Annotated in this window: 16 protein-coding genes and 1 pseudogene; 9 read left to right on the plus strand and 8 right to left on the minus strand. The window is 71.0% G+C overall.

The genetic code is table 11. The features are described from left to right. The first annotated feature begins 25 nt into the window (after positions 1-25). The 6 genes from ACIBSW_RS35210 (at position 26) to ACIBSW_RS35235 (ending at position 6,107) form a co-directional block, all read left to right on the plus strand. The gene (locus tag ACIBSW_RS35210) at positions 26-877 is read left to right on the plus strand and encodes a universal stress protein (protein ID WP_354720510.1); all 852 of its coding nucleotides are present in this window, start codon (positions 26-28) and stop codon (positions 875-877) included. Between the two features lie 555 nt (positions 878-1,432). Then, positions 1,433-3,013: a family 16 glycoside hydrolase gene (locus ACIBSW_RS35215; RefSeq protein WP_354720385.1), complete on the plus strand. Its 1,581-nt coding sequence runs from the start codon at positions 1,433-1,435 to the stop codon at positions 3,011-3,013. A 16-nt stretch (positions 3,014-3,029) separates the two neighbouring features. Further along, entirely contained in the window at positions 3,030-4,007 is a 978-nt protein-coding gene (locus ACIBSW_RS35220; protein WP_354720387.1) for a pectate lyase, read from the plus strand. After that, the gene (locus ACIBSW_RS35225) at positions 4,004-4,966 is read left to right on the plus strand and encodes a pectate lyase (protein ID WP_354720389.1); all 963 of its coding nucleotides are present in this window, start codon (positions 4,004-4,006) and stop codon (positions 4,964-4,966) included. Before ACIBSW_RS35220 ends, ACIBSW_RS35225 begins: the two co-directional genes overlap by 4 nt. Positions 4,967-5,083: 117 nt before the next feature. Continuing rightward, positions 5,084-5,494: a hypothetical protein gene (locus ACIBSW_RS35230; protein WP_354720391.1), complete on the plus strand. Its 411-nt coding sequence runs from the start codon at positions 5,084-5,086 to the stop codon at positions 5,492-5,494. 61 nt (positions 5,495-5,555) lie between these two features. Next, positions 5,556-6,107, plus strand: a complete 552-nt coding sequence (locus ACIBSW_RS35235; RefSeq protein WP_354720393.1) for a hypothetical protein — start codon at positions 5,556-5,558, stop codon at positions 6,105-6,107. A gap of 11 nt (positions 6,108-6,118) precedes the next feature. Here ACIBSW_RS35235 and ACIBSW_RS35240 read toward each other — a convergent pair whose 3' ends face one another. Beyond that, positions 6,119-6,934, minus strand: coding sequence for a DUF6406 domain-containing protein (locus tag ACIBSW_RS35240; RefSeq protein ID WP_354720395.1), 816 nt, complete (start codon positions 6,932-6,934; stop codon positions 6,119-6,121). Positions 6,935-6,954: 20 nt separating this feature from the next. After that, positions 6,955-8,874, minus strand: coding sequence for a C2 family cysteine protease (locus tag ACIBSW_RS35245; RefSeq protein WP_354720511.1), 1,920 nt, complete (start codon positions 8,872-8,874; stop codon positions 6,955-6,957). Positions 8,875-9,513: 639 nt separating this feature from the next. On the opposite strand from ACIBSW_RS35245, the gene ACIBSW_RS35250 reads away from it, so the two are divergent. Next, positions 9,514-10,323, plus strand: a complete 810-nt coding sequence (locus ACIBSW_RS35250; RefSeq protein ID WP_354720513.1) for a TIGR02996 domain-containing protein — start codon at positions 9,514-9,516, stop codon at positions 10,321-10,323. A gap of 2,865 nt (positions 10,324-13,188) precedes the next feature. On the opposite strand, the pseudogene ACIBSW_RS35255 reads toward ACIBSW_RS35250, so the two are convergent. From ACIBSW_RS35255 to ACIBSW_RS35265, 3 genes and pseudogenes are all read right to left on the minus strand, one after another. Further along, positions 13,189-19,395 (minus strand): annotated as a pseudogene (locus tag ACIBSW_RS35255) (toxin glutamine deamidase domain-containing protein); the annotation flags it as partial. Positions 19,396-19,547: 152 nt separating this feature from the next. Continuing rightward, entirely contained in the window at positions 19,548-19,889 is a 342-nt protein-coding gene (locus ACIBSW_RS35260; protein ID WP_354720397.1) for a hypothetical protein, read from the minus strand. After that, entirely contained in the window at positions 19,886-20,278 is a 393-nt protein-coding gene (locus tag ACIBSW_RS35265; RefSeq protein ID WP_354720398.1) for a YbaB/EbfC family nucleoid-associated protein, read from the minus strand. The genes ACIBSW_RS35260 and ACIBSW_RS35265 overlap by 4 nt, the downstream gene beginning before the upstream one ends. Before the next feature lie 155 nt (positions 20,279-20,433). On the opposite strand from ACIBSW_RS35265, the gene mycP reads away from it, so the two are divergent. Further along, the gene (gene mycP / locus ACIBSW_RS35270; protein WP_354720400.1) at positions 20,434-21,744 is read left to right on the plus strand and encodes a type VII secretion-associated serine protease mycosin; all 1,311 of its coding nucleotides are present in this window, start codon (positions 20,434-20,436) and stop codon (positions 21,742-21,744) included. A 75-nt stretch (positions 21,745-21,819) separates the two neighbouring features. Here the strand turns inward: mycP and ACIBSW_RS35275 are convergent, their stop codons facing one another. The 3 genes from ACIBSW_RS35275 to eccB form a co-directional block, all read right to left on the minus strand. Then, on the minus strand, positions 21,820-22,104 hold the full coding sequence (locus tag ACIBSW_RS35275; RefSeq protein ID WP_354720402.1) for a WXG100 family type VII secretion target: 285 nt from the start codon (positions 22,102-22,104) through the stop codon (positions 21,820-21,822). Between the two features lie 13 nt (positions 22,105-22,117). Further along, entirely contained in the window at positions 22,118-22,441 is a 324-nt protein-coding gene (locus ACIBSW_RS35280; protein WP_354720515.1) for a WXG100 family type VII secretion target, read from the minus strand. 136 nt (positions 22,442-22,577) lie between these two features. Further along, a complete protein-coding gene (gene eccB / locus ACIBSW_RS35285) occupies positions 22,578-23,999 on the minus strand; it encodes a type VII secretion protein EccB (protein WP_354720404.1) in 1,422 nt (473 codons plus the stop codon). A gap of 104 nt (positions 24,000-24,103) precedes the next feature. Between eccB and ACIBSW_RS35290 the strand changes: the two genes are divergently transcribed. Then, positions 24,104-24,865: an SUKH-3 domain-containing protein gene (locus ACIBSW_RS35290; RefSeq protein WP_404799551.1), complete on the plus strand. Its 762-nt coding sequence runs from the start codon at positions 24,104-24,106 to the stop codon at positions 24,863-24,865. Positions 24,866-24,881: the final 16 nt, after the last annotated feature.

A 24,881-nucleotide genomic window follows, 5' to 3' on the forward strand; every position in this document is an offset into this window, starting at 1 on the left:
CAGCCATGCCCCCCCCCGAAAGATCATCGTCGGTTACGACCGCTCACCGGGCGGCAAGGCGGCGGCCGCGTGGGCCCTCGACGAGGCGGCCCGCACCAGCGCACCCGTGGAGTTCTTCTTCGCCTACGAGTGGCCGATCTGGGCGCCGGCGACCAACACCATGCCCGTGGTGTCGGTCTGGCCCGACGGCGAGACCGACCGCGCCATCAGGGAATTCCTGGATGGGGCCGTCGCCTCGGCGAAGCGCACCCATCCTGGCGTGCCCACCCACGTCTCCACCGTCAACAACGGCGCGGCCCTGACCCTGATCGACCGCTCCCATGAGGCGCGCCTCATCGTGCTCGGCGCCCGGGGGCACAGCGCCGTCGCCGGCCTTCTTGGATCCGTCAGCGTCGCCGTCAGCGCGCACGCCCGTTGCCCGGTCATCGTGGTCCGCGGTGAGACCTCGGCACAGGCACCGATCGTCGTCGGCATCGACGACTCACCGCAGGCACCGGCTGTGCTTGCGTTCGCTGTCGAGCAGGCCGCCGCTCGCGCGGTGCCGCTGCGGGTGATCCGCGCCTGGAAGCCCGTGTCGGGCATCTGGGAGGACAGCCCGATCGTCACCCGGACGATCACCCAGACGGAGCGTCAGCCGTTCGACGACCTCGTCGCGAGCTGGCGGGAGAAGTACCCCCAGGTCGACATCTCGGCCGAGGCGGTCCTCGACCACCCGGCCGGAGCACTCGCCCACGCCAGCAAGACCGCCCAACTCCTCGTGGTCGGCACCCGCTGCCGCGGGGCCGTCCGGGGAATGCTGCTCGGCTCGGTGAGCCAGCACGTCCTGCGCCAGTCCGCCTGCACGGTCGCAGTCGTCCACGAGACCGCACAGGCATGATCCCAGGCCCCGGAGGTCGCGGCGGCTGACGATACCGACGACGGCGCCGTCTCGACCACCGGTAGGCGACGCAGCAGGAGCCTTCCTCCATGGGATCGGCTTGAGTCCTCCTTCTTCCCGGCCTCGCAGTGACGCTGACCCTCACCGCCCTCGCGCTCGCGGGTGCCGTGGTGCTCGGCGACCGGCGAGAGCTCTGACGACCGGCAGGTGGACCGGGTCGCGGTTGACGGTCGTGCCGGTGCGGGGGCTAAGGTCGGCGCAGGCTTTGCAGGGCGCCGCGCAGACGATCTCTCCGATGGAAATGCCGGTGCAAACAACAGAAGAACGGTGCGGGCGCAAACCGGACCGTAAGTGTTGTTCTCGACCGTTCGACGGTCGAGTGAATGAATGCTGCGCGCGGCATATGCAACAGACCTGCACATCCACGGCATTGACTCACGCCGATGGCGATACCTATGTTTTTCGTAGACGTTTCGTCAATATTGCGGCGCCCGGCATCAATTCGATCGGGCGCCGTCGCCGGGGACCGAGTCGCCCTGAATCGGAGAATCCGCCATGCGTAGGAAGCCTCTGCTCGGCGCCGTCGCCGCGCTGACCGTACTGATCGGGGTCGTCGGCATGAATGCGGCCTTCGCCGCCGCCTTATTCGGCGACACCTTCGACGACGGTGACGCGAACGGCTGGACCAAGACGGGTGGCAGCTGGTCGGTCGTCAGCGACGGGTCACCGGCCTACCGGCAGGCGAGCACCGGCGCGAATGCCAAGACACAGGCCGGCGACCTGGCCTGGACCGACTACACCCTGCGCGCCCGGGTCAAGCCGACCGCCTTCGCGACGTCCGCCCGCTCGGCCGGGATCACCGCGCGCAGCACCACGTTCAGCAGCTACTACGCCCTGGTGCTGACCGGTGGCGGCGCGGCGCAGCTGCAGCGGGTCGCGAACGGCACCGTCACGACCCTCGGCTCCGCGGCGGTCGGCGTCACCACCGGTACCTGGTACGACCTGGCGCTGCGGGTGGTCGGCTCCACACTGGCCGGCTCCGTCAACGGCACCCAGGTGGTGCAGGCGACGGATTCGACGTTCGGCGCGGGGCGGATCGGGCTGGTCACCTCGTACGCCTCGGCCACCTTCGACGACGTGGTCGTGGAGACCCCGGCGCCCGGTCCCGACCCGACCGGTACGCCGCCGACCACCTCGCCGCCGGACCCCGGCAACTGCCGTGTCGCCGGAGCTGCCACCGGCTTCGCGGGAGTGAACGCGCTCGGCCGCAACGGCACCACCGGCGGCGCGGGCGGCGCCACCGTCGCGGTGGACACCGCCGCCGAGCTACTGGGCGCGATCGCGCGTCCCGAGCCCCTCACCATCTGCGTCAGCGGCACGATCACCCTGCCGGCCGGCATGTACGACGTCGCGTCGCACAAGTCGATCGTCGGCGTGGGCGCCACCGCGGGCATCACCGGCGGCGGCTTCAACATCGGCCTGCCGGTCTCGACGGTGACGACGCCCCCGGCCGACGCCGTGCAGAACGTGATCATCCAGAACCTGTCGTTCCGCAACGCCACCGACGACTCGATCAACGTGCAGATGTTCTCCCATCACGTGTGGCTCGACCACAACGACCTGGCACAGGGCTACGACGGCCTGATCGACATCAAGCGCGGCTCGTCGTACGTGACCGTGTCGTGGAACCACACCCACCACCACACCAAGAACATGCTGCTCGGCCACGACGACGCCAACGGGGCGCAGGACACCGGGCGGCTGATGGTCAGCTACCACCACAACTGGTTCGACGCGACGCCGCAGCGCAACCCGCGGGTCCGCTTCGGCGAGCCGGTGCACGTCTACAACAACTACTACTTCTACAACACCGACACCGGCGTGGCCTGCCAGAACAACGCCGGTTGCCTGGTCGAGGGCAACTACTTCGAGAACGTCGAGGAGCCGGTGACCAACACGTACGCCGGGCCCGCCGGCCGATGCGTCGCCCGCAACAACGTCTTCGCCGGCGAGTCGGGGACGCCCGACTGCTCCGGCACCGTACGGGAGGCCAGCGCGTACTACGCGTACACCCTGGACGACCCGAACGCCGTCAAGGCGATCGTGACCGGCGCCGCCGGCGTCGGCCGCGTCTGATCCCGGGGGAGCGACCATGAGACGACTCATCGCCACCGGCGCCGCCGTCTTCGCGGCCGCACTCGTCGCCCCGGCCGGGCCGGACGCTCAGGCGGCGGCGCCGGCGGGGCAGGCGGACGGCTTCGCCGGCGTCGACGCCCTCGGCCGCGACGGCACCACGGGCGGTGCGGCCGGACCGACCGTCACGGTCACCACCGGCGCCGCCCTGGCGCAGTACGCCGGCGCGAACACCCCCTACACGATCCTGATCAGCGGCCGGATCACGGTCGACGACATGGTCACCGTGGTGGCCGACAAGAGCATCATCGGTGTCGGGTCGACGGCGGAGATCACCGGTGGTGGGCTCCAGCTGGGCTCCACCACCCGGCCCGGCAACAACGTGATCATCCGCAACATCCGGTTCGGCAACGCCTCCGACGACTCGGTGAGCGTCACCAACAGCGCCCACCACGTGTGGATCGACCACAACGAGTTTCTGCCCGGCTATGACGGATCGCTGGACATCAAGCGGCGCTCGACCTATGTCACCGTCTCCTGGAACCGTTTCCGCGGCACCGACAAGACGATGCTGCTCGGCCATTCGGATTCGTACTCCGCCGACCTCGGATATCTGAAGGTCACCTATCACCACAACTATTTCGAAGGCAGCAATCAGCGTCATCCCCGGGCCCGCTTCGGCGATCCCGTGCACGTCTACAACAACTACTACCGCGACATCGGGCTCTACGGCATCGCGTCGACGCAGAACGCGGGCGTGCTGGCCGAGGGCAACTACTTCGAGAACGTGCCGTTCCCGTGCCACTCGGTGGGCGGGTACGCCGAGAGCGATCCCGGACGGCTGGTGCAACGCGACAACGCCTTCGTCAACTCCGGGCCGTGCGAGGCGGGCGGCGCCGTAACCGAACCGTCGACCTATTACGCCTACCGGCTCGACGCGGCGTCATCCGTGCCCGCCGCGGTCAGCGCCGGGGCCGGCGTGGGGAGGGTGTCATGAACCGCTGCGCTGTCGCGCTGACCACTGTGCTGATCGCCGCCGGTCTGACCGGCACGGCCACGGAGGCCACGGCGGCCGCGGTCGCCGCCCCGGACGGCTTCGCGTCCGTCGCGGCGCTGGGCCTGTCCGGCACCACCGGCGGCGTCGCGGGGCCGACCGTCACGGTCGACACCACCGACGAACTGCTCACCGCGATCGACACGGTCGGCCCGATGACCATCCAGGTGTCGGGCACCATCGCCATCACCAGCAAACAGGGCGTACGGCCGAACAAGACGATCGTGGGCCTCGGCTCCTCGGCGGTCATCACCGGCGGCGGCTTCGACTTCTACCGCTCGTCGAACGTGATCGTGCGGAACCTGACGTTCACCGACGCGGAGGACGACGCCGTCAACGTCGGCCAGCAGTCGCACCACATCTGGATCGACCACAACACCTTCGCCCGACCGGTCGACGGCTCGATCGACATCGTCCGCGGCGCCGACTACGTGACCGTGTCCTGGAACCACTTCGCCGGCACCGACAAGAGCATGCTGATCGGGCACTCGGACGGCGCCGCGTCGACCGACATCGGGCACCTGAAGGTCAGCATCCACCACAACTTCTTCGACGGCTCCCGTCAGCGTCACCCGAGGGTGCGCTTCGGCGAACCGGTGCACGTCTACAACAACTACTTCCGGGGCAACGAGCTCTACGGCGTCGCGTCGACGCAGAACGCGGGCGTGCTGGTGGAAGGCAACTACTTCGCCACGGTGCCGTTCCCCTGCCACTCGACGAGCGGCTACGCCGACAGCGGCCCGGGCCGGTTGGCGCAGCGCGCCAACGTGTTCGTGAGCTCCGGACCGTGCGAGGCGGGCGGTGCCGTCGTGGAGCCGCGGACGTTCTACGCGTACACGTTGGACCCGGCAGCAAGCGTGCCGGGCCTGGTCACGGCCGGGGCCGGCGCGGGCCGGCTCTGACCGCACGGCGGTGTCCTGAGCTCGGTGGTCGACGCCGAATGGATTAGCCGGGACGGCTGCCGATTGTCGGCAATTCACCCTATTACCCGCTTATCGCACAACTGACAGTCTGGCTTCATGACTTCCAGCGATCCGTCGCCACCGCCTGGATCGGCCTTCCGGGAAGGCAAGGACCTGATCTCTTACGGCGCGATGGCCGCGGTCGCAGCGGCGGTCACCGGGGTGACCGCCCTCGCGATCGACCTGGTCACTGTCCGTTTAGGTGGCGTCACCGAGCCCCGCCTGGGCCCGATCTTCACCCCGGCGCTGCTGGTCGGCCTGATCTGCGGCCGAGCATCGGCACGAACCAAGGCCGGCCGGATCGCCATGCACCTGAGCTGGGCCCCGTTCGTCATCACCCTGATCGTTCTAGCCGTCGTGGACAAAGATCAATCGGCCCACTTCCTGCGCGCGCTCGGCGACACCCTGTTCGGAATGATCAGAGGCGCGGGCGAGGTCGCCGAGACGGCGGTGAAGGGCTCGGAGTGAAGCGGCTCGGGAACCACGTGGCGCGCGGGGGCAGGTGTGCGGACCTGAGTACTGTGGGCGCATGGTTCTCCCGCTCAGCCGTACCAGCGCCGAAGCGCATCTTTACCTGGAGTTGCACTCCTGTGACTGCGGAGAGCGCTCGTTCGGCCCGGACAGCGCGGTAGTCGTCCTGGACGACGGCGATCTCGGCCGGCGATACACGGGCGCCTGCCCACGCTGCGGCAGGGACCGTGAGTTCACGTTCCGGCTTCCGGCGGATCCCACACCACCATCCGCGACCGGGTTCAGCTTCGGCGGCAGTGCGCCGTCTGAGCTGATCGACCCGGGCGAATGGCTAGCGGTGAGTGACGAGTACGCGGCCCAGGCTCCGGCGGAGACGGCCGGCCTGTCCGCCGATCAGTCCCGGCACGCCGGGGCGGTCCTCGCCCGGGCCGTCGCGGCGCTGGACGAGGTGCTGAAGTTCATCCCCGAGGGCACGGACGCGGTGCCGCCCACGGCGTTCTTCACCGACCGCGGCCGGGAGGTGTACCAGCGGGAGCCGGGCAGGTTCCGCCGGGACCGCCTGACCGCGGTCCGGCAGGCGTACGCCGGGCTACTCCACCAGTTCGCCTGAGCGGACCGCGGTCAGCCTGGTGCCGACCGGTAGCCCGGGTCGCCGGGCTGGATCAGCCCGGCGGGCGCTCCCTCCGGCTCGTACGGCCGCAGGGATGCGATGAAGTCGGTGATGTCGTGGCCCCCGCCACGCAGGAACCGCACCCGGTCCGCGGGATCCAGCTGGCCCGTCATCGCCTCCGGCGGTAGATAGCGGATCCCGTCGTCGACCCGCACGGCCAGCAGCCCACCGACACCGCCGGGCGTCGCGATCACCAGGTGGTCACGCGTCAGGTACGGGTCGCGCCACGTCCGCTGCACCGCCACCAGGTCGAAGGCCGGATACTCCGGATGCAGACCGAACAGCGGACGCTCCGGCGTCATCAGGAAGTTCGATTGCAGGTACCGGTACGGCCGCGCCGGCTGTGCGCCGTTGTTCCGCGCCAGCCAGTCCCGGTATTCCGGCGGCAGCGCGGTGCCCAACTCCGACTCGGCCGCGGTGATCTGCGCCTCGGTCAGCGTCCCGTACGGCTGAAGCTCGGCGTCCTGCCAGATGTAGCCGCTCGGCGGATCCTGCGGCTCGTACTCGTCCACCCGGCGCAGACACACCGAGTAGTCGTCTCTGGTCTGGTAGTCGATGTCCGCCAGCCGCCACGTCTCACCCGCGATCGGAAACGTCTCGCCCAGCTTCACCAGGTGCTTGGTGCTCCGCGTCCGGTCGTCGTACATGACTACCAGCTGGACCTCCGGTTCCGGGACCGTCGTCGATCCCATGATCCCGATATCGGCGGCGGGGGTCGCGACGACAACGTTGTTGCCAACCCACACGACCCGGTCATCGGGTTCCACCGGACTGCCTCCCGCCTGTGTCATCCGTCCAGCATCCCATGCAACGTCGTCTCGTCCGGCAGCGCGAACCCGAGCGCCTCGATCGCGATCCGCTCCGCCTCCGGCCGGGTCACCACCCGCTCGCCACCCAGGCCCAGTGCATGCTGGCTCGCCATCCATCGCGCCGACCTCGGCCCGACCGCGGTCACCTCCACCACGGTCAGACCTTCCACCGTTCCGTCGACCGCCATGACCGCGTAATAGACGTGGGAGTAACCGTGCTCGTCGGTGCGGACCCGGCCCGCGGCGTGGTGCACGCCCACCGTGCCCGGGGCGGCGTGCGGTCCGGATGGGGGTGCCTGCTGCCCGGTAACGGCAGGCGCCGGTGCGGTGGCCGGCCGGGAGTCGAGGTGCGCGAAGTCGGCCGCCATGAGATCGAGGAACTGGCGCACCGGTATCGACGCGGGGTGCTCCGTGTTCCACGGGTTGCGCAACCGCACCTGACCGTCGCCCACCCCGACGACCTCGTAGGCATGCCCGGCTCGCAGGTTGAACGGGAGGTTCGTCCGGATCGCCGCTGGATACCGGCTCTCGTTCATCGTGCTGACGATGATCGGGTTGCCCGCTGCCAGCAGGGTGCCGAGCCACGCCTCGGTGGCCGGCTCGGTGCCGGGCGTGCGGTCGAACCGGACCGCACGGGCCGGTTCACCGGTGAGCTGAGTCAGCAGCTCCGCCCAGAGATCCGGCGTGCTTCCGACGTTCAACCGGCCGTACCCCAACGGCGCGCCGGCATTCGGCGAGTTCTGGCCGGTCCACTCACGCCAGCTGTCCTGCCACAGGTCACGGCGGGCGTTGCTCCAGGTCCGGTCGACGGCCGCGATCGCCTTCTCGACCGCGGACGCCCACGCCGCCTGAGCCTTACGCTGGCTCGCGTAGGCCGAATCGGCCGGTGCGGCACCGTAGGCCGGCACGTCGGGCGAGACGGTGATGCGCAGCTCGCGTCCGGTCGCCGAAGTGACGCCGCCCGGCGTGCTGCTCTCGTGCAGCACCACATCGACGGTGCCGTCATGGTTGGGCCGCACCAGCTGGTTCATCAGGTGCGGGCGATGCCCGACCACGGCGGCGAGGGTGGCCAGCATGCCGCAGTCACCGAGTTCGCCCTGGGCGACCTGCTCACGGACGGGTGGCCCGTTGAACAGCGGCACGTGCTGCCCCGTCGAGTCCACCGGACGGCCGTAGGTCGGCGCGGACCGGTGCCGAGCCGGGGTGGGCAGGGTGACCCGGTCCGCCGTCGCCGTCGTCCGGGCGGCGGTGACCGACGTGGCCGTCGCCTCGTGGGAGACCAGGGTCGGCGGGGGCGCCAACAGGGCGATGGCCGAGGTCAGGACGTCTGGAACCAGGTACATGGTGCGGCCGTCGTTGGCGTAATGCAGGCTGTTGGTCGCGAGCAGCGCCACGGCGGCATCCCGGGTGCCGGGACTCGTCCGCAGGGCCGCCTCGGCGCGGGCCCGGTCCTCCATCAGCAGGGCCTGACGCCCCTCGGGCGTCGTCAGGTCGAATCGCGGGACACCGCTGCCGATGTCGAGGTCCGGGACGTTGTCCAGCGCGTACGCGCGCAGGTCGGCCCGGCCGTTGAGGTTGACGTACACGCCCTCGGCGGCGACCCGGGCGGCCAGCTGCGGATCCACCTGGTGAATGGTGTTCAGCAGTTGGCCGGGCAGCTGGAGGAACTGGCCCGCGTACTCCGGCAGTCGCGGCGCACTGTTCTGCGCGTTCTCGGCACTGACGCTGAGCTCCCGCAGCCGGGCGGCGATGTCCGCGTCGGAGAGGGTGCTCCCCCCGCTGGTCAGCCGGCTCCGGTAGTCGATCTGGCGGAAGTGCTCGCTGACATTGTTCGGCAGGGTCGTCCAGATGTGCTCGGCGTACGCCGCGGTGATCGCCGGGGTGGTGAGCCTGCGCATCGTGGCGTGCACGTCGGCGGGCAGCAGCGACCAGCGGGCCGGGGCGTCCGGGTCGACGGAGCGCAGACCGAGATGTTCGGCGAGGGCGTCCAGTTCCGCCCGGACCGCCACCTGCCCGGCGGGATCCGCGTGGGCGTGTTGGACGGCCAGCCACCGGGCCTCCGCCAGCCGCCCCCGGTCGTGGGCGGTGAGCCCGGCGGGGTTGATCGGCCCGACCGGTCCTCCGTAGAGCGGACCCGCCGGCACCACGGCGGCGGCGTGCACCGCGGCCAGTTCGGCGATCTCGTGCGCCAGGGCACGGGCGATCGTCGCGTCGGCGGCCCGGTCCGAGACCGTCAGCGTGTAGCCGCCGTCGCCGTCGCGGACGGTCTGTGCCACGACGTCGCCGGTCAGCGGGCCGGTCTGCAGACTGATCCGCAGCGGGACGCCGGTGTGCGGCCGCACCTCGTACCGGGCGTAGTCGATCTCGGAGATCGACGCGACCCCGCCGACCTGGGACAGCGCCGGCAGCACTGCCCGCGCGCCGGCGAGCACGGCCTGGGGCTCCGCGACGGGCCTGCCGTGGCCGTGGAAGGCCGAGCCCGGCACGGCGGCGGCGGTGATTCGGCCGTCCGGGCCGGCCGTGGTTACGCTCGCGTCATGACCGACCCCGCCGACCTGTACGCCGCCATCCTGGCCGCTCCCAACGACCTCGACCTGCGGCTGGCCTACGCCGACGCCATCGAGGCCACCGACCCCGACCACGCCGAGCTGATCCGCGTGCAGATCGACTTCACCCGCCGTGAACACATCCGCGTGGAGCGGATGGAGACCGGGGACCTGCCCGAGGAGATCTCCGCCGTGTACGGCCGGGGATACCGGCTCGCCCGGCGCATCGGCGACCGGCTCGCCGCTCCGATCGCCGGCCTGGTGCGCAGGTTCCACTTCGCTTGCGGCTTCCCTGAGACGGTGACGCTCAGTGGGGCCGCCTTCCTGGAGAACGGGCGAATCCTCTACGAACGCGTCCCGGTCCGCCACGCGTTCCTGATGGACGTCGACGCGAGCTTGGTCGCGACGCTCGCCGACAGTCCGTTGCTCGACCAGCTCGTCAGCATCTCGCTGCTGGATTGCCGGATCGGCAGTGACGGCGTGCGCGCTCTGGTCGCCTCGGAGCACCTGCGCGGGTTGCGTTGGCTGGACCTCAGCAACTGCGGCATCGGCCAGATCGGCGCTGAGGCCCTCGCCGAGGCCGCCCCGGCGAGCCTGCCCAACCTCCAGTGGCTGGGCTTCGCCCAGAACACCCCCTTCATCCCGTACGGGGAGGGGATTGACGCCATCTCCGGCAAGGAACCGGTCGACACCTACATTCCCGAGTTCGGCGTCCGGCTCAACGAACGGTACGGCCCCTTCCCCTGGATGCGCCCGAAATGGCTCGACGTGGCCACGCCGCCGTACCTCGGCACGGTCTGAACCCCCCGGACCGGCGGCGCGGCCGGGGGTGCCGGGGCGCTGCGGGTCCGGAGGGCCTGCGGCACGGTTGGCTTCGGCGATGCGCTGGGCATGGAACCGGATGCTGGGCGCGATGCCACGGGAGTCCTGCGGCAAGGCCTGCGCCTGTTCACGCAGCGCGACGCCGACATCTCGCCGATCGCCCCGGAGCCGCTCCAGCACCATGACGTTGACGGCTGCCGCGCCGAGCACCCGCAAACCGGCCCCGTCACCTATACCGAGCACGTCACCGGTCAGGCCCGTCGATCCGTCGTCGAGGTCCGGCCCGACGATCGGCACGAGGCCGAGGCTCTGCACGAGAACGCCGACGCCACCCGGCAGGCTCGCGTCCTGGCCGATGGAGAGGACCACCCGGTCGAACTGGGCCTGGCTGCCGTCGGTGAACGTGACGAGGAACCGCCCGTCCACGGTATGCCGCACCGAGGCCAACTCGTTCAGCGACTGCTGCACCTGATCCAGCACGTCGTACGCGCCTACCTCAGGCAGGGTGTTCCGCCGGTTGTAGCCGCCGGCGAAACTCTCGGTGAAGACCAGCCTGTCGTGCTCCGCCTGGCTGAGGGCCGGGTCCCGCTCCACCCGAGCGGGCCTGGAGGCCCAGGCGACCTGCGCGGCCGCGGAGGCGACCGCCTGCTCGATGTCCCACGCCCCGGACGCCCCGGACCCGAAGACCAGTACATGATCACCGGAACGGTACGCGTCGGCGAGGTTCTGACCGCCGAAGTCCACGGTCGGGTGCACCGGACGCGGGTCGGTGAAGACACCATCGGCGGCGAAACCCAACCGCGCACCGATGTCGGCGGGCAGCGAGCCCGCCGGGACCGGGTTGCCATCCGGGTCGTAGGCCTGCTGGGTGGCCGTGTCCACGGCATACCCGGAGGCCGGATCGACGACCTGCTGGCCGGTGAGCCGCCCATCGGTGTCCGCGATCAGCGGCGCGCCGATCGCGCCGTCGACGTCGACGCCCAGGACCGCGCGAACCTCCGCCGGCAACCCGGCCGGGTCGGCGGCGTTACCGAGAGCGTCCCGTACGACCGGCACGGTCCCGCTGTGGTCCACGCTGTACCCCGAGCCCGGATCCACGTACCGGCCCGCGGGGTTGATCTGTGTGGGTACCCGCGGTGTGCCCAGGCCGCTGGCGATGTCGACTGAGCCGGCCCAGAAGCTGCGGCCGTCGACGGTGACCCGGTAGCGGGCGCCGTCGGGCCAGCCCGCGGCGTCGGTCTCCGGCCGGGCCTCGACATCGGTGGCGAGGCCCTGGTAGGTGGGCATGCCGGAGAGTGCTCGCGCGGCACCGACGGCCGCCGCGAACACGTCCGACGGCGCGAACTGGGTGCCGACGTCGGCGAGGTCGGCCGGCTGGAACGGCATTCCGGGCAGTTCGAGCTCGGCGGGCACCTGGCCCATCAGCAGGTCCTGGCGGTCACCCCACGGGTCGTGCCCCTGTGACAGGCAGAGCACCGGCGGCAGCCCGCCGGAAGCGGTGTGGCCCGGGGCGCCCATGGTGACGAAGTCGGCGGTCGCCGCCCAGCCCCCGCCGATCGCCAGCCGGTCGAACACGTGCCCGGGGTCGGCGTCCAGCGCGGCATCCACGTGGGCGGTCAGGGCCAGGTCCGCCTCGTTGCGCAGGTTCGTCGCCTCGCGGGCCCAGGCACGCGCCTCCGCCCGTACCTCCGACTGGGCGGCCCGGACGGCCGCGGCCAGGCCGTCGGCCGCCGCGACGCCGGCCATCACGTCGGTCACCGCCGCGAACTGTGCCGCGTCGAGGTGTCCGCGGATCAGGTCGAGGCGCGCCAGCGCGGCCTCCGGCCCGACCTGGGGCACGTTGTCGTTCAACCCGTGTACGTGATGGGCCGGCGCCTGCTCCAGCAGGCCCGCCGAGACCAGGAGGCCGACCGCGTCGGCCTCGAGCTGCGCCCGGCGCCCGGGGTCGGCCGCGTCCTGCAGGTCGGCGGCGACGACCTGCAGCTCGGCGAGCCGGCCGGCGTCGCGCGCGGTGACGGCCCGCTCCCGCGACCCCTCCGCGAGCGCGGACGTCGCGTCGAGCCGCACCTCGACGGCGCGCTGCTGGGCGACGAAGTCGGCCTCGGCGAGCGCGGCGGCGACCGCCCGGCGTACGTGATCGGGGTCGGCGGAGGTCGAGACCCGCACCGTCGCACTGTCCGGACCGGCGTGCACCGTGGCGACCGGCGCGACGGTGGCCCCGTCCGGGGCCGAGGCCAGCTCCAGCTCGACCCGGTAGGACCCGTTCGGCGTGGTGATCGTGACGACCCGGGCGTCCGGATCGACGGTCGCGCCGGCGGGCAGCAGTCCGTCGCTCAACGCCCGGTCGACGGCGGCGGCGGTCCGTGCCGGATCCGCGTCGAGCAACGCCCCGCCGAAGGTCGTCCCGGCGGCGGCGCGCCGCAGATCCGGCCCGCCACCGGGGTCCGCGCCGCCCGTCAGGTCGGTTGGTCCACCTCCGGCCACACCTGGCGGCCGGTGATCCGGCCCTCCCGGCGTGCCTGCGTGTACCGCCGGATCAGGATCCGGGTCGACAGGCTGGGATGGGCGGTCACCGTCCCGTCCTGGTCGATGATGAAGCTCCCCTGCCCCAGCCCTCTGCTCCGGGACCGTTCCTCCGCCGACAGCGTCGGATGTGCCAGCCAGCCGAACTCGAACGGTTGCAGCGTCACCGGATGCCGGGTGCCCAGCAGCCGGGTGATGAGGGCCAGCGCCTGTTCCTCCGTCATGGGTCGATCCTCCCTCCGGCACGGTCAGGGACCAGAACGAGTGGGTGTCCGCCGCGTACTCCGGAATCGGCTGCGCCCACGTGCTCCCGTCCTGCGGATCCCACCAGACCGGCCGGTCACTGTCGGTGGGATAGACCAGCACGAACGCGTGCTGGTCGCCCTCCACGGCATTGCCGTCGCCATCCACCTCGGGATGCCCGGTCGCCGGGTCGAAACTCTGCCATGCGATTACCACGAGCGCGGCAGAACCGGGACCGGCCGCCGCGATCGCGTCGTACAACGCCTGGTACTGCTCGTGGACCCGGGCCGAGCGGGCGGCCGGGTCACCGGGCATGTCGCCGGGCAGCGGCGCGAACTCGGCGCCGAGCCACGCCTCCGCCCGCTCGATACCGTCGAGCTCACCGGCGAGGTCGAGGGTGCCGTCGGGGTTGACGTCGGCCCAGCGAGGCATCGAGACCTGGGGATCGCCCCTGAAGCTGGCCAGCGCGGCGAGCGCACAGTCCAGGCAGTTGTTGGCCCGCCCGGGCCGGTCCGGCCCACCGTCGTTGACCAGCCCACCGTACGGGTGCTGCGAAGGGTCGGCGCCGACCTGGTAGCCGTCGGGGGTCTCGAGACTCAGCTCGAGGTCCTCCTGGTATCCGGGGTCCTCGAGCGGTGCGAGCTGATCGGGCCCGTACTGCCGGGTGCCCTCCAGCGGAGGCAGGTCGGCGGCACCACTGTCACGCGGGACCTGTCTGTCCTGGTCCAGGCCGGTGTCGCCGTCCGCCTCGGTGTGGGTGTCCGCCTGGGTCAGGTTGTCGTTGCCGCGCGGCAGATCTCCGTCAGTTCCAGTTCGCTCGGCAACGGCTTCGTCGCGAACCTCAGCGCTTCTGTCTCCGCCGTCTTCCGATCTACCCGCCGGGTCCGATGCTCGTCCGACTTCAGGTGAAGCATCGCTATCGCGGCCTCCGGCTGGAAGGTCCAATCCCGGGTCGGATAGTCCCATGCCACCGCCGGCAGCGGGCCCACTGAAACCCCCCTCGCTATCAGATTCAGCGGGGCCTCTGACGGTTGGATCGGGTTCTCCTCCTGGTCCCCCGGCTCGTACACCAGGTGGTACCCGAACTTCAGCAGGTCCATTTCCGCTCTCCAGTGTCGCCGGGTCCAGGCCCGGCACATCGGCTGAATCAAGGCCGCGCCGCGCGAGCTCCTCCGAGAACGTACTCCCGTGCCGCTCCAGCCAGTTCGAGTACTCCTCGACGAGCTCGGTGTTTTCTTCCTCGCCGAGCCAATTGGCGAGGCTCTTGTTCTTGGCCTCGGGGTAGATGTCCCGGCCTTCCATGCCTCCGGGCATGTGGTCCATCGCGCCGAGATTCCGGTTGATCGCAAGAATGTCGAGGAAGGCGTGGATCCGCGCGCCGGGGTCGGTATCCCGATCGCGCGCGACTTCGTAGGCCGTGTGCGTCAGGTTGCCGATGGCCTTGCTGGTCGCCGTCGGGAACTGCAACTCGAAGGTTCGGCCCTGGGGCGACTCGGGCGTCGGGGGAGACGTGATCGTGCAGTTCAGACCGTAGAAACGGTTTCCCGGCCGCCAGAAGTTCTTCAGCTTGCCGACCTGGTAGCCGCTGTCCGCGAGGCTTCTGAGAACCTGCTCCACCGCGGGGCCGTATGCCTCGGACTCGGGCGCCCGCAGCGAGAACCGGACCACGTCGTTCATCCTGCTCAGCGCCGTTTTCATGTCCTGGCCGAGCGGCCGATGCTCCGCCGTGTACTTCCGGGCGATCGACTCGGCGCCTTTGACCCGATTGTCCTCACCGACGGGAGTCAGCACGTCCGGGCCGGTCAGAGAATGATCACCGTTTACCTGGGCCGCGATCTCGGTGAGCTTCTCGAGGACCCGGTTGGCGTCCCTCTTGGCGGCTTCGATGCCGTCGCGCACGTCCTGCTGGACATCGGCGTCCAGCGAGTCGAAATACGGGCCCGTGTCGTTCGCCGGGTCGTAGGCCGGGGAACTCGATTCGGAGCCGACCGGATCGCTCGGAGAAGGATCGCCCTGTGACTCGTGGTCTTCCGGGCTATTCAGCTCGTTATCGCCGTGCGGCAGATCTCCGTCAGCTCGGCCTCGCTCGGCAGGGGCTTCGTCGCGAACCGCGGCGTCTCGTTCTCCGCCGTCGTCCGGTCGACCAGCCGGCTCCGGTAGCGCTCCGGGTTCGCGTACATGCCCGCCACCACGGTCGTCTCGAGAGTCCACGTCTGCTTCGCGTGATCCCAGAGGACCGCTGGCGTCGGTCCTCTCGTGATCGCGGCCGCGACCAGGTTCCGGGGCGCCTCTGTCGGTGGGATCGGCTCCTCGTCCAGGTCCCCCATCTCGTACAGGAGGATGTATGAGAGGTGCAGAGGTTCCATCGTCATCCTCCATCACCGCCGGATCCTGGTCGTTGTCGGCGGGGGCGGTGCTGGTGGTCGGGACGGCCGGGGCCACCGAGCCGGGGGTGAACGGGTTGCCGTCCGCGTCCAGCGTGATCGACCAGGTGTTGTCGACCTCGGTCGTGTAGATCGGGCCGGTGTCACTGACCTGGCGGGTCTGGCCGTCGATCCACACCACCGTGCCGTCGACGTTCACCGCGTTCCAGGTGTGTGCCGGGCCGCCGTTGTTCCAGCTGGAGATGATCAGGGCGGCCGAGCCCGGTCCGGCCTGGAGCAGTTGGGCGGCCACCGCGTCGAGCCCGCTCGTGCCCTGGCCGCGGTAGTCGAAGCTGGTGCCCAGCCATTGCTCCTGGCGGGCGGTGCTGTCGGCCTCCAGCCCGTTCTGCTGCGCCACGGCGCCCGCAACCTGTGGGTCGCCGTACCAGGTGGAGAGCACCGCCAGGCCGACGTCCGGGCAGTTGCTGTTGCGGCCGGGGTTTGTGGGGCCGCCGTCGTTGATCAGGCGAGCCCACCACCCGGACCGTGGGTCCGGGTGGACGGCGGGCCGGCCGTTGGCGTCGCGCGGCACCGCGTTGTCGAGTGCCTGCTGGTCGGCGTCGGTGGGCGGGATCAGGCCCTGCGGCCCGGTGGGCCGGGTGTCGGCGAGCGGCTGCCCGTTGGCCAGGGCACCGGTTTCCGTCGGCGGGGTCCACTGGCCCGGCTGACGTCCGTCATCGACGACGGGTTCGACGCCGAACTCGGGCAGGAATTCGGTGCAGCTTCGGCACGGCGGCCGGTAGTCGCCGTCGTTGTAGGTCTGGCCCTCGCTGAAGTTGGACCCGAGCTGGTGGGTGACGATTCTGGAGCCTTCAAGCTGGGCGGCCGCATAGTCCGCGAGGTCTCCCGGCCGTCCGGCGGCGTTCCACTGGTTCTCGATGGCATAAAGCTGATCGGAGACGAGCGCCACCTCCGCACATCGGCCGTGGCCGGCGCCGGGCCGGGAAACCCGCTGCAGGACCCGGTCGAGGGCGGCCTGCGCCAGCGGGTGCACCGCCGGATTCGTGTGCGGGGTTCTGCTCCGGTTCGGGATCATGCTGCTGTGGATGTGGATCTCGCCGTCCGACGTCAGCAGCGCACCCGCCATGCCGGGCCGTTGCCGCGGCGGGATGTTCTGTCGGCTCACCTCGACGCGGGCGCGCTCCGCCAGCGTCCGAGACGCGTCGATCAGCGCCTGCTCCGCTTCGGGACTGGTCGGGTCGGCGGCGGTCGTGGTCGAGTCGAGTTGCCAGCTGTGCGTGCCGTTGGCGGTCCGGCCGGTCGAACGCCGGAAGGTGCTGGGGTCGGCGCCTCCTGGTCCGTGCGTGTGGGTGCCCCCGGATAGCACGGGTACGGGTACGACGAGGCCGTCAGTGTCCGATCTGGAGTGATCGGTGTCGCGGCTCGCGTCCGTGTCGGCCCTCGAGTCTGTATCGGACCTCGCGTCGGATTCCGGTGCGGCGTTCGTGTCGGGTGCCGCGAGAGGGTCGGAGCGCCCCGGTGCCTGGTCGCCGTTTCCTTGCTGGTCTGAGGTGGTGTTGCTGTCCGGGACGCGGTGGTCCGGCGTGCTGTTCGGGTCTGTGCCGCGATGGTCGGGCGCGGAGGTGTCCGGCGTGGTTGCGATCGGGCCCGCACCGACCGGTACGCCCTGTGTGGCGTCACGGTCGCCGGTCGGTGCGTCAGACGTGGTGCCGGGGTTCGCGACACCGCGGTCGCTGGTGCCAACCCTGTCGCCGTCCATATTGCCCGGATCGGTGGCGGGCGCGACAGAGACGGAGCCGGTGGCGGGTGTGGACCTTGAGTTGTCGGACGTGCTGCCGGGGGTGATCGGGGGAGTGGGGGTATTCCGGCCGCTACCCGTGGCGTTCGTAGCCGGATTGGAGGTTCCGGTGCCGCTCGTGCCCGTGTTCGGGCTGGTGGTCGCCGTCGCGCCGGTGGTCGTGGATGCGGTTCCGGTCACGTTGGTCCCGGACCCGGTGGCCGTGGAGGTGACCCCGGAGCTCGCGCCCGCGAGGCCGGTGGTGCCCGTCACCGTGCCCGCGGGCCCGGTCACCGTGCCCGGGGTGCCGGCGATGGGACCGGCGCCCGGTGCCGCGCCGGCCATCCCCGCGGGAACCACGGCCGGGGTCGGAGCGGCGTCGGCGCCGTCTGAAGTCGCAGGAGCCGAGGTGGGGCCGTCGGCGATGCCCGAGGCCGACCCGACATCGGATGCCTCACCGGCCGACACACCGGCGCCGGGTGACTCGACGGACGGCGAACCTGCCGAGGAATGCGAACTGTCCGGCGCCGCCGCGGTCGACCCGTCGGTCTCGGACGGACCGGAGTCCACTGAGGAATCCGGTGCACCTGAGGAACCGGAACCGGGCTGCGAGCCGGGTGCAGGCCCGCCGCTGTCACCGGCATCGACGGCCGCCGGGCCGTCGGAGGTGGAGGAGGGCGGTTCGACTGCCGCCGGACTGCCCGCGTCGGGCACCGAAACGGGCGCCCCGGCGCCCGCGCCCTCCTGAGCCCCGGAGCCTTCAGGCGATCCGGACCCAGCAGTCGAACCGGTTCCGGCATCGCTGCTGGAGTCGGGCGAACCGGAGGAAGTGCTGGAGTCGGGGGAGCTGGTGGAGGTGCTGGAGTCGGTGGAGCTGGTGGAGGTGCTGGAGTCGGGGGAGCTGGTGGAGGTGCTGGAGTCGGTGGAGCTGGTGGAAGTGCTGGAGTCGGTGGAGCTGGTGGAAGTGCTGGAGTCGGGGGAGCCGGAGGAGCCGCCTGCGGTACCCGATTCGGAAGACGCGCCCGAGCCGAGATCACCGAGGTCGGGGCTACCGCCGTTGACCGCGTTGTTGCCCCCAGCGCCGACTTCGACGCTGCCGGTGCCGGTGCCGGTGCCGGTGCCGCCGGACCCCGCTGCTTGGCCGCCGTCGCCGCCGATCCGATTCTGGAGATCGGCCAGACCGGTGCCCGCGATGCCCGCCGCGCCGGTCATACCGGATCGGCCGGCGCCACTGGTGAACCCACCCAGGAAGGCGTCGGCGCCCGGCATCTGCCACTGGCCGTTTACGAGGCCGTTGGCGAGCACACTGGCCGCGGGTGAGATCACGGCGTTCTGCCCGCCCGAGGCGATCGTGCTACCACCCCAGCGGACCACACCGCCACCGCGGAAGTTGGTCGAGGGTGGGCTGAACCTGACCGGCATCCTGGGACCGAGCTTCTTGCCGGCGAAGTTCAAGCCACTGCCGAGACCGGCGCCGATCGCACCGCCGACGCCGGCGGTCACCGTACGCTTCACGTCCCAGCCGTCGCGGGTGCCCGTGGCGTTCTGGTACGCCTGAGCGCCGACGTCGATGATCAGCTCTTCGCCGATCTCTTCGACCAGCTCCTTCGCGAGGTGCTTCCCGAACTTCTTGAGCGCTTCCCGCTTGAGCTGGTTCGTGACGACCTTCTGGGCGCCCTTACGAAGCGCGGTCATGGCGGTCTTGACCAGAATCTTGCGCCCGAGCGCCGCCAGCAGGCGATTGAAGGCGATGGTGACGGCCTGGCGCCCGGCGGCCAGGATGCCGGGGATGGCGCCCGCGGAGACGCCGCCGAGCCACGCCATGAGCAGGGCGACGAAGACCGCGATGACGGTGATGATGACCGAGATCAGTACGGTGAGCTTCGCGTACTCGATCTCCATGGCGGCGCTGTCGCAGCTGGCGCCGATCGCGGACGCGGCCTCCTGCAGGACGGGCAGGCCGGTGCTGGGGCCGACGCCGAGGTGGCCCCACAACGTGTTGAACGCCTCGCCGGCGGCGCCGCCCCAGCCCTCGAGGATCTTCATCACGGCCGGGTCGGCACTGCCGAGCGACTTGCCGATGGAGTCGGCGAGCTGGGTCCACGCGTCGGCGAGCTCGCGCATCTTGTCTTCGTCGCCGTCGGGCCACGCCTCGCCAGCACTGACCCAGCAGACGGCATCCCAGACCCACCCGTACTCGCCGAGTGAGCTCTTCGGATTGGGAACCGCCAAGCCGTGTTTCCCCTTTGCCCCGTGCCGTCAGATTTCGCCGACGGTTACTTGTCGCCGCCGAACCACTTGGCGACCAGGTCGTCCATCTCCACGGTGCCCTCGATGGCCTCGCGGACGTCCGGCCCGAGCTGGCTCACCCGCTCGACCACCTGCTTGCCCGCGTCCAGCATCACCTTGGCCGGCGCTTCGTCGCCGCCCTCCAGGTACTGCTTGTTGAACTGCTTACCCGGATCGTCGTTGCCCCAGGGCTGCTGGCCGTTCAGTCCTTCGATGACCCCGGCGAGGCGGTTGAAGTTGCTGGACAGGGCCTCGCCCGCGTGGGTGAGCTGCACCGCACCGCCGGCCGCCTTCGCGGGGTCCAGGAACGTGTCGTCGACGCCACTCATCGTTCGTCACCCTTCGGGAGATCGCTGTCCAGCTGTCGAAAGATACCGTCAAGATCGTGGTCGATGTATGCCTGGAACTCGGCGTTCGGCATGAAGGGCCGCATGAGCTCCTCCACTTGAGACATCGCCTTCTCGGTCGCCTTACGGATCGTATCGGTGACCGTCGCGGAGAGTTCCTTTGAGTTGGGGCGGCGATAGATGCGCGGGTCGAAATCGACTTTGATGACCTGTCCGCGCGGTCCGACGACTGCCGTGACCAGGCCGTCATCGGACGTGACGGACACCTGGACGGCCTTGACCTTCTGCTGGAGGTCACCGACGCCCGAGCGCATCCGCTCGAACTGCGCCATCAGCTCATCGGCGTGCGCCCGCATGGCCGGCAGATCCATGACGTCCCTCCCCGTGTCGCGTCTCACCGCCGCGCACGCGGCGGCGTATCCAACGGCGTGACGGCTCGACCATACTTAATGCCGGCGAATTCCGGTGCCCGCGAACCCGGCTACGATGCCTCAGGCGCCGGCGATGACGGGGAGGTGGGGCGCGGATGGGAATCGTTCTGCGCAGCGCCACGGCGGTCGCTGCCACCGTCGTTCTGGGCCTCGGCGGCGCGGCTCCGGCCGCGGCCGGACCACGACAGGCCCATCGGTACGCCCCGGCGGCCTGCGAGAACCCCGCCGAGCCGGGTCAGGTCATCGCGCAGACTCCGTGGCAGCAGCAATGGCTGGCACCGGAACGGGTCTGGCCGTTCAGCACCGGGGCCGGGGTCGAGGTCGCGGTCGTCGACTCCGGCACCGACGCATCCCACCCTCAGCTCAGCGGCCGGGTGCAGCAGGGGTTCGACATGTTGAGCGGCGGCGCGGGCGGCAACGTCGACTGTGTGTCGCACGGCACTGCGGTCGCCAGCATCATCGCCGCGCGCCGGCAGCAGGGCGTGGGTTTCGCCGGTCTCGCACCGGACGCGGAGATCCTGCCGATCCGGGTGACCGAGCGCGAGGTGGACCAGGGCAAGGGGCAGGGCCCCGCCGTCCCGGCGGAGCGGTTCGCCCAGGCCATCCGCACGGCGGTGGACGAGGGCGCCAGGGTCGTGAACCTGTCGGTGACGCTCTATCAGAACGACCCGGCCGTCGAGTCCGCGGTGACATACGCGCTGGACAAGGACGTGGTCCTGGTGGCCGCGGCGGGCAACCTGCATCAGAGCGGCGGGCAGCCGGACCCGGTGCCGTATCCGGCGGCGTATGACGGCGTGATCGGCGTCGGCGCGATCGACCAGACCGGTGCCCGCGTCGACCTGTCACAGATCGGGCCGTATGTGGACATCGTGGCGCCGGGTGGCGCGGTGGTGGCCGCGACCCGGGTACGCGGACACAGCACCTGGTCCGGCACGAGCTTCGCCACGCCGATGGTCAGCGCCACCGCGGCCCTGATCCGGGCCGCCGAGCCCCGCCTGAGCGCCGAGCAGGTGGCCCAGCGGTTGCTGGCCACGGCGGACCCGGCTCGTGGCAGCGCCGCGCAGGGCTACGGGCGGGGGGTCGTGAACCCGTACCGGGCGGTCACGGAACGGCTCACCGACGCCCCGGCACGGACGCGGGAGGCGCTGCCCGCGGCGCCCTACGACCCGGTGCGAGCCGCCCGAACGGACCGCTGGGCGACGATGGGCCACATCGGCTGGTGGGTGGCGCTGGGCCTGGTGGCGGCGGCTGGGGTGGTGGCGGCCGTCGCGCTGCTGGCACCGTACGGCCGCAGGCGCCGTTGGCGGCCGACCCGCACCGCCCCGAGCCCCGAGCCGCACCCGGAGTGCGGCGAACCGGACCCGGAAGAGGTCTTCTTCCGGGTTCCCTCGGCGCCCACGGGCTGATCCGGCTCCCGAAGCGGCGGAGACGACGAAGGCTCGGCGCGTACCGGACGCGCCGAGCCTTCGTATGTCGGTGTGCTAGTCGAACTTCGCCTTGTTGGCGGACTCGCGGGCCTGCATCTTGATCGCAGACTCGCGGAGCGCCTTCTCGATGCGGGTGAGCAGGTCACGGATGTCACCGGCCGCCGCGTCCCACTCCTTCTGCCGCTGGAAGTAGGCGGTGCGCGCGTCACCATCCCAGGACGACAGCATCGGCTGGAGGCCCTGCGTGAGGGTGTCCAGCTCCGCGGTCATGTTCTTAACCGCGCTGCCACATTTGTCCGCGCCCATGCTCAGTTGCGGGAAGTTGTACTTGATCTCCATGTCCGTCCCCCCGTCAGAGCTTCAGTGCCGCGGTGATCTGACCGGCGGTCGCGCCGGCGGACTCCATGTCGGAGCGGATCTCCTCGTCGCTCACGTCGTAGTCCTTACCGGCCGAGCCGACCGCCTCGGCGACCGCCCGCAGGGCCACGTTCAGCTTGGCCATGTCCTCGTCGAACCGCTGCCGGACCTGCTGGAAGGAACCGGCACCGGCACCCTTCCAGGCGTCCTGCAGCGGCGCCAGCTCATTCATGAGCCCGTTGAGGTTGCTGGTCAGTCGATCCGCGACGCCCTCGACGTCCTGCGCGGTCTTGTGCATCAAGTCGGTATTGGACTGCATCTGCGACATGGCGGTCACCCCCGTTCTCGCTGAATCGCCCCGGGACCTCCGGGGCAGCTCCGATGGCCTGGGTAAGCCACCCGTCGTGCAAAACGGTAGCGGGTGTCGCCCAGCCAGCGCTACACCGCTAAATTCCTCAATCCTTACTAAATGGACGTTTCGCCGCCTCGGGATCGAGAGCCGGGCCACTCGGCAGACGTACGACCAGGCTGGCGGGCAGCCGGACCGGCTTCACCCGACCGTATCCGAGCATCGCCGGTACGTCGTTCGAGGCCAGCGGATAGCGGTAGCCGAGATCCGTCACCAGGTTCAGCGTCCCGGCCGGGGCCTCCGGTGAGGGCATGGCCGCGACGAGGACGCCGTATCCCGGCTCGACCACGATCCGGTCGGCCAGCGGAACCCCGTCCCCGGTACGCCCGGCGGTACGCACGGGATCGGCGAGCGGCTGCACCTGGGCGTCCAGGACCACCCGTGGCTCCTCCCGACCGGGGGTGTACTCCGCGCACACGGCCGGCTGGTCGCCGGCCAGCCGCGCGACCTCCGGGCGCCGCTGGGGCGCGCGGTACGGGCTGTCGGAGGCGGCATTCGCCTTCGGCGCGTTGGCGGCGGTGTCCGCCGCGAGTTCCTCGGCGCGTGGATTCTCGCCCCCGTACGCGTCGCGCGTCGCCGTGTCGGCCAGCAGGACGCCGGCCTGCAGCTCGGTCAGCGGCACCAGGACGTCGGACTTGGCCAGGTAGTACTCCTTGTCACCGGACTGGCTCTGCACCACGTAGACACGGCCGACGACGCCGTCCGGCACCGCGGAGGACGGCTGGCCGCGGTCGTCGACTCCGCGGCCGCCGATGGACTCACCGGCCGGCAGCGCGTTCAGCCACGCGCCTCCCGCGGCGACCACCGGCTCGGAGGTCATGGCCATGCCCTGCAGCACGGTCCGTTCGTCCTTGATCTCGTGGCGGTGGTCGTGCCAGACGAGGTAGAGGACGTCGGTGGTGTCGTCGCGGACGAGCAGCGCGGCGTCCCCGGCCTCGCGGCCGCCGCCGACCCGGCGCCCGAGGGTCAGCACCGTCGTCGCCACCGTCTCCCCGGCGGAATCGCGGGTCGGCTGGGAGCAGAGCGTCCACGTGCCGTCGAGCATCCGCTTCGGGTCCGGCAGGGAGTCCGGAGCGCCGGGAATGCCGATCAGCGACCCGCGCGCCGTGCCGGTCAGCGAGTTCCGCGACACCTGCACGGTCTTCGCGGCGCCGAGGGCGAGCAGCGCGGACGCGTAGTTCGCCACCGGGTGCAGGCGGCCGTCGCGGTACACGTACCGGGCGCCGGTCTCCTTCTCGACGATGACCGAATCGCCCTCTTTCCAGCTGGTCGACCCGCCCGGCCGGATCAGGCCGAAGATCCCCACCGCGGCCAGGCAGAGCACCGCGACCATGATGCCGCCCAGCCCGGCGCCGCCGAGGCGCCGGAACGGCGCAGCCTCGGGATCGGGCTCACGCGCCACGAGCGCCGACGTCAACCGCTGTACGAAGAACTGGTACGACTGCACCTGATCGCGCCGCGACGGCACATCCACCTCCCCTGGAGCGCGGCTGCGACGACGTACGCGCGGCCTGCGGTGCCTACGATAGGCACCCAGGCCTCGTCATGCCGCCCGCCCCCGGGCGCCGAGGCGTGCAGCTCCCGCTGGAGGACGACCGGATGATCACCCGAGACGAGGCGCTGGACCGCGCCCGCGCCTGGATCTGCGAGGGCCGCGACGACCAGCCGGAGATCGGGCTGCACGAATTCGACCTCGGCTGGGTCGCCTGGCCCGCCGCTCCCGCCCCGGCCGACGCCACACGCCCACCGGCATCCACCGGCGGCCCGCAGATCGTCGTCGACCGGGAGACCGGCGACATCACCCGCTGGCCGCCGCTGCCCGCCCCGACGATCGCCGAGCAGTACACCGCCGCCCGCGCCGCCGAGAGCCGCTTCCCCGCGGACGTCGGCCGGGTCCTCGTCGACGCCGGCTGGTTCCCGGGCCGCGACGTCGCGGCGGCCGTCGACGCGTGGGCTCGGGAGAACGCCGAGAAGGTCGAGGCCTTCCCGTTCTTCGCGGCGGCGCGGGCGGCCCTGTGCGAGTTCGGCGGGCTCGTCCTGCCCCAGTTCGACGGCGACGGCAAGCTGGGCGGAGGGTTCTCGAGTCACCTCTACCCGACGACCGTGGGCTTCTTCGCGGATCGGGCGGAGGGGTTCGACGAGGACTACGGCTTCGCCGTGTTCCCGCTGGGCTTCAGCGAGGACGACGCGGCCGTCATCGCCATGGACGAGCGCGGCAGGGTGTTCTTCCTGCACTGGGGTGACGAATTTCTCATCGGCGCCGACCTGGACGCCGCGGTGGTCTCGCTCGTGCGGGGCGGCCCGTGGCCCAGCGCGGACACCGGCTCGCTGTGACCGGGCCGGCCGGCCG

The organism is Actinoplanes sp. NPDC049668, from assembly GCF_044465445.1.
Lineage (GTDB): Bacteria > Actinomycetota > Actinomycetes > Mycobacteriales > Micromonosporaceae > Actinoplanes.

Coding starts and splice junctions, on each gene's coding strand:
- ACIBSW_RS35215 (WP_354720385.1), top strand. CDS start 1,433: ATGCGTAGGAAGCCTCTGCTCGGCGCCGTCGCCGCGCTGACCGTACTG.
- ACIBSW_RS35220 (WP_354720387.1), top strand. CDS start 3,030: ATGAGACGACTCATCGCCACCGGCGCCGCCGTCTTCGCGGCCGCACTC.
- ACIBSW_RS35225 (WP_354720389.1), top strand. CDS start 4,004: ATGAACCGCTGCGCTGTCGCGCTGACCACTGTGCTGATCGCCGCCGGT.
- ACIBSW_RS35230 (WP_354720391.1), top strand. CDS start 5,084: ATGACTTCCAGCGATCCGTCGCCACCGCCTGGATCGGCCTTCCGGGAA.
- ACIBSW_RS35235 (WP_354720393.1), top strand. CDS start 5,556: ATGGTTCTCCCGCTCAGCCGTACCAGCGCCGAAGCGCATCTTTACCTG.
- ACIBSW_RS35245 (WP_354720511.1), bottom strand. CDS start 8,874: ATGCGCAGGCTCACCACCCCGGCGATCACCGCGGCGTACGCCGAGCAC.
- ACIBSW_RS35250 (WP_354720513.1), top strand. CDS start 9,514: ATGACCGACCCCGCCGACCTGTACGCCGCCATCCTGGCCGCTCCCAAC.
- ACIBSW_RS35260 (WP_354720397.1), bottom strand. CDS start 19,889: ATGAGTGGCGTCGACGACACGTTCCTGGACCCCGCGAAGGCGGCCGGC.
- ACIBSW_RS35265 (WP_354720398.1), bottom strand. CDS start 20,278: ATGGATCTGCCGGCCATGCGGGCGCACGCCGATGAGCTGATGGCGCAG.
- mycP (WP_354720400.1), top strand. CDS start 20,434: ATGGGAATCGTTCTGCGCAGCGCCACGGCGGTCGCTGCCACCGTCGTT.
- ACIBSW_RS35275 (WP_354720402.1), bottom strand. CDS start 22,104: ATGGAGATCAAGTACAACTTCCCGCAACTGAGCATGGGCGCGGACAAA.
- ACIBSW_RS35280 (WP_354720515.1), bottom strand. CDS start 22,441: ATGCAGTCCAATACCGACTTGATGCACAAGACCGCGCAGGACGTCGAG.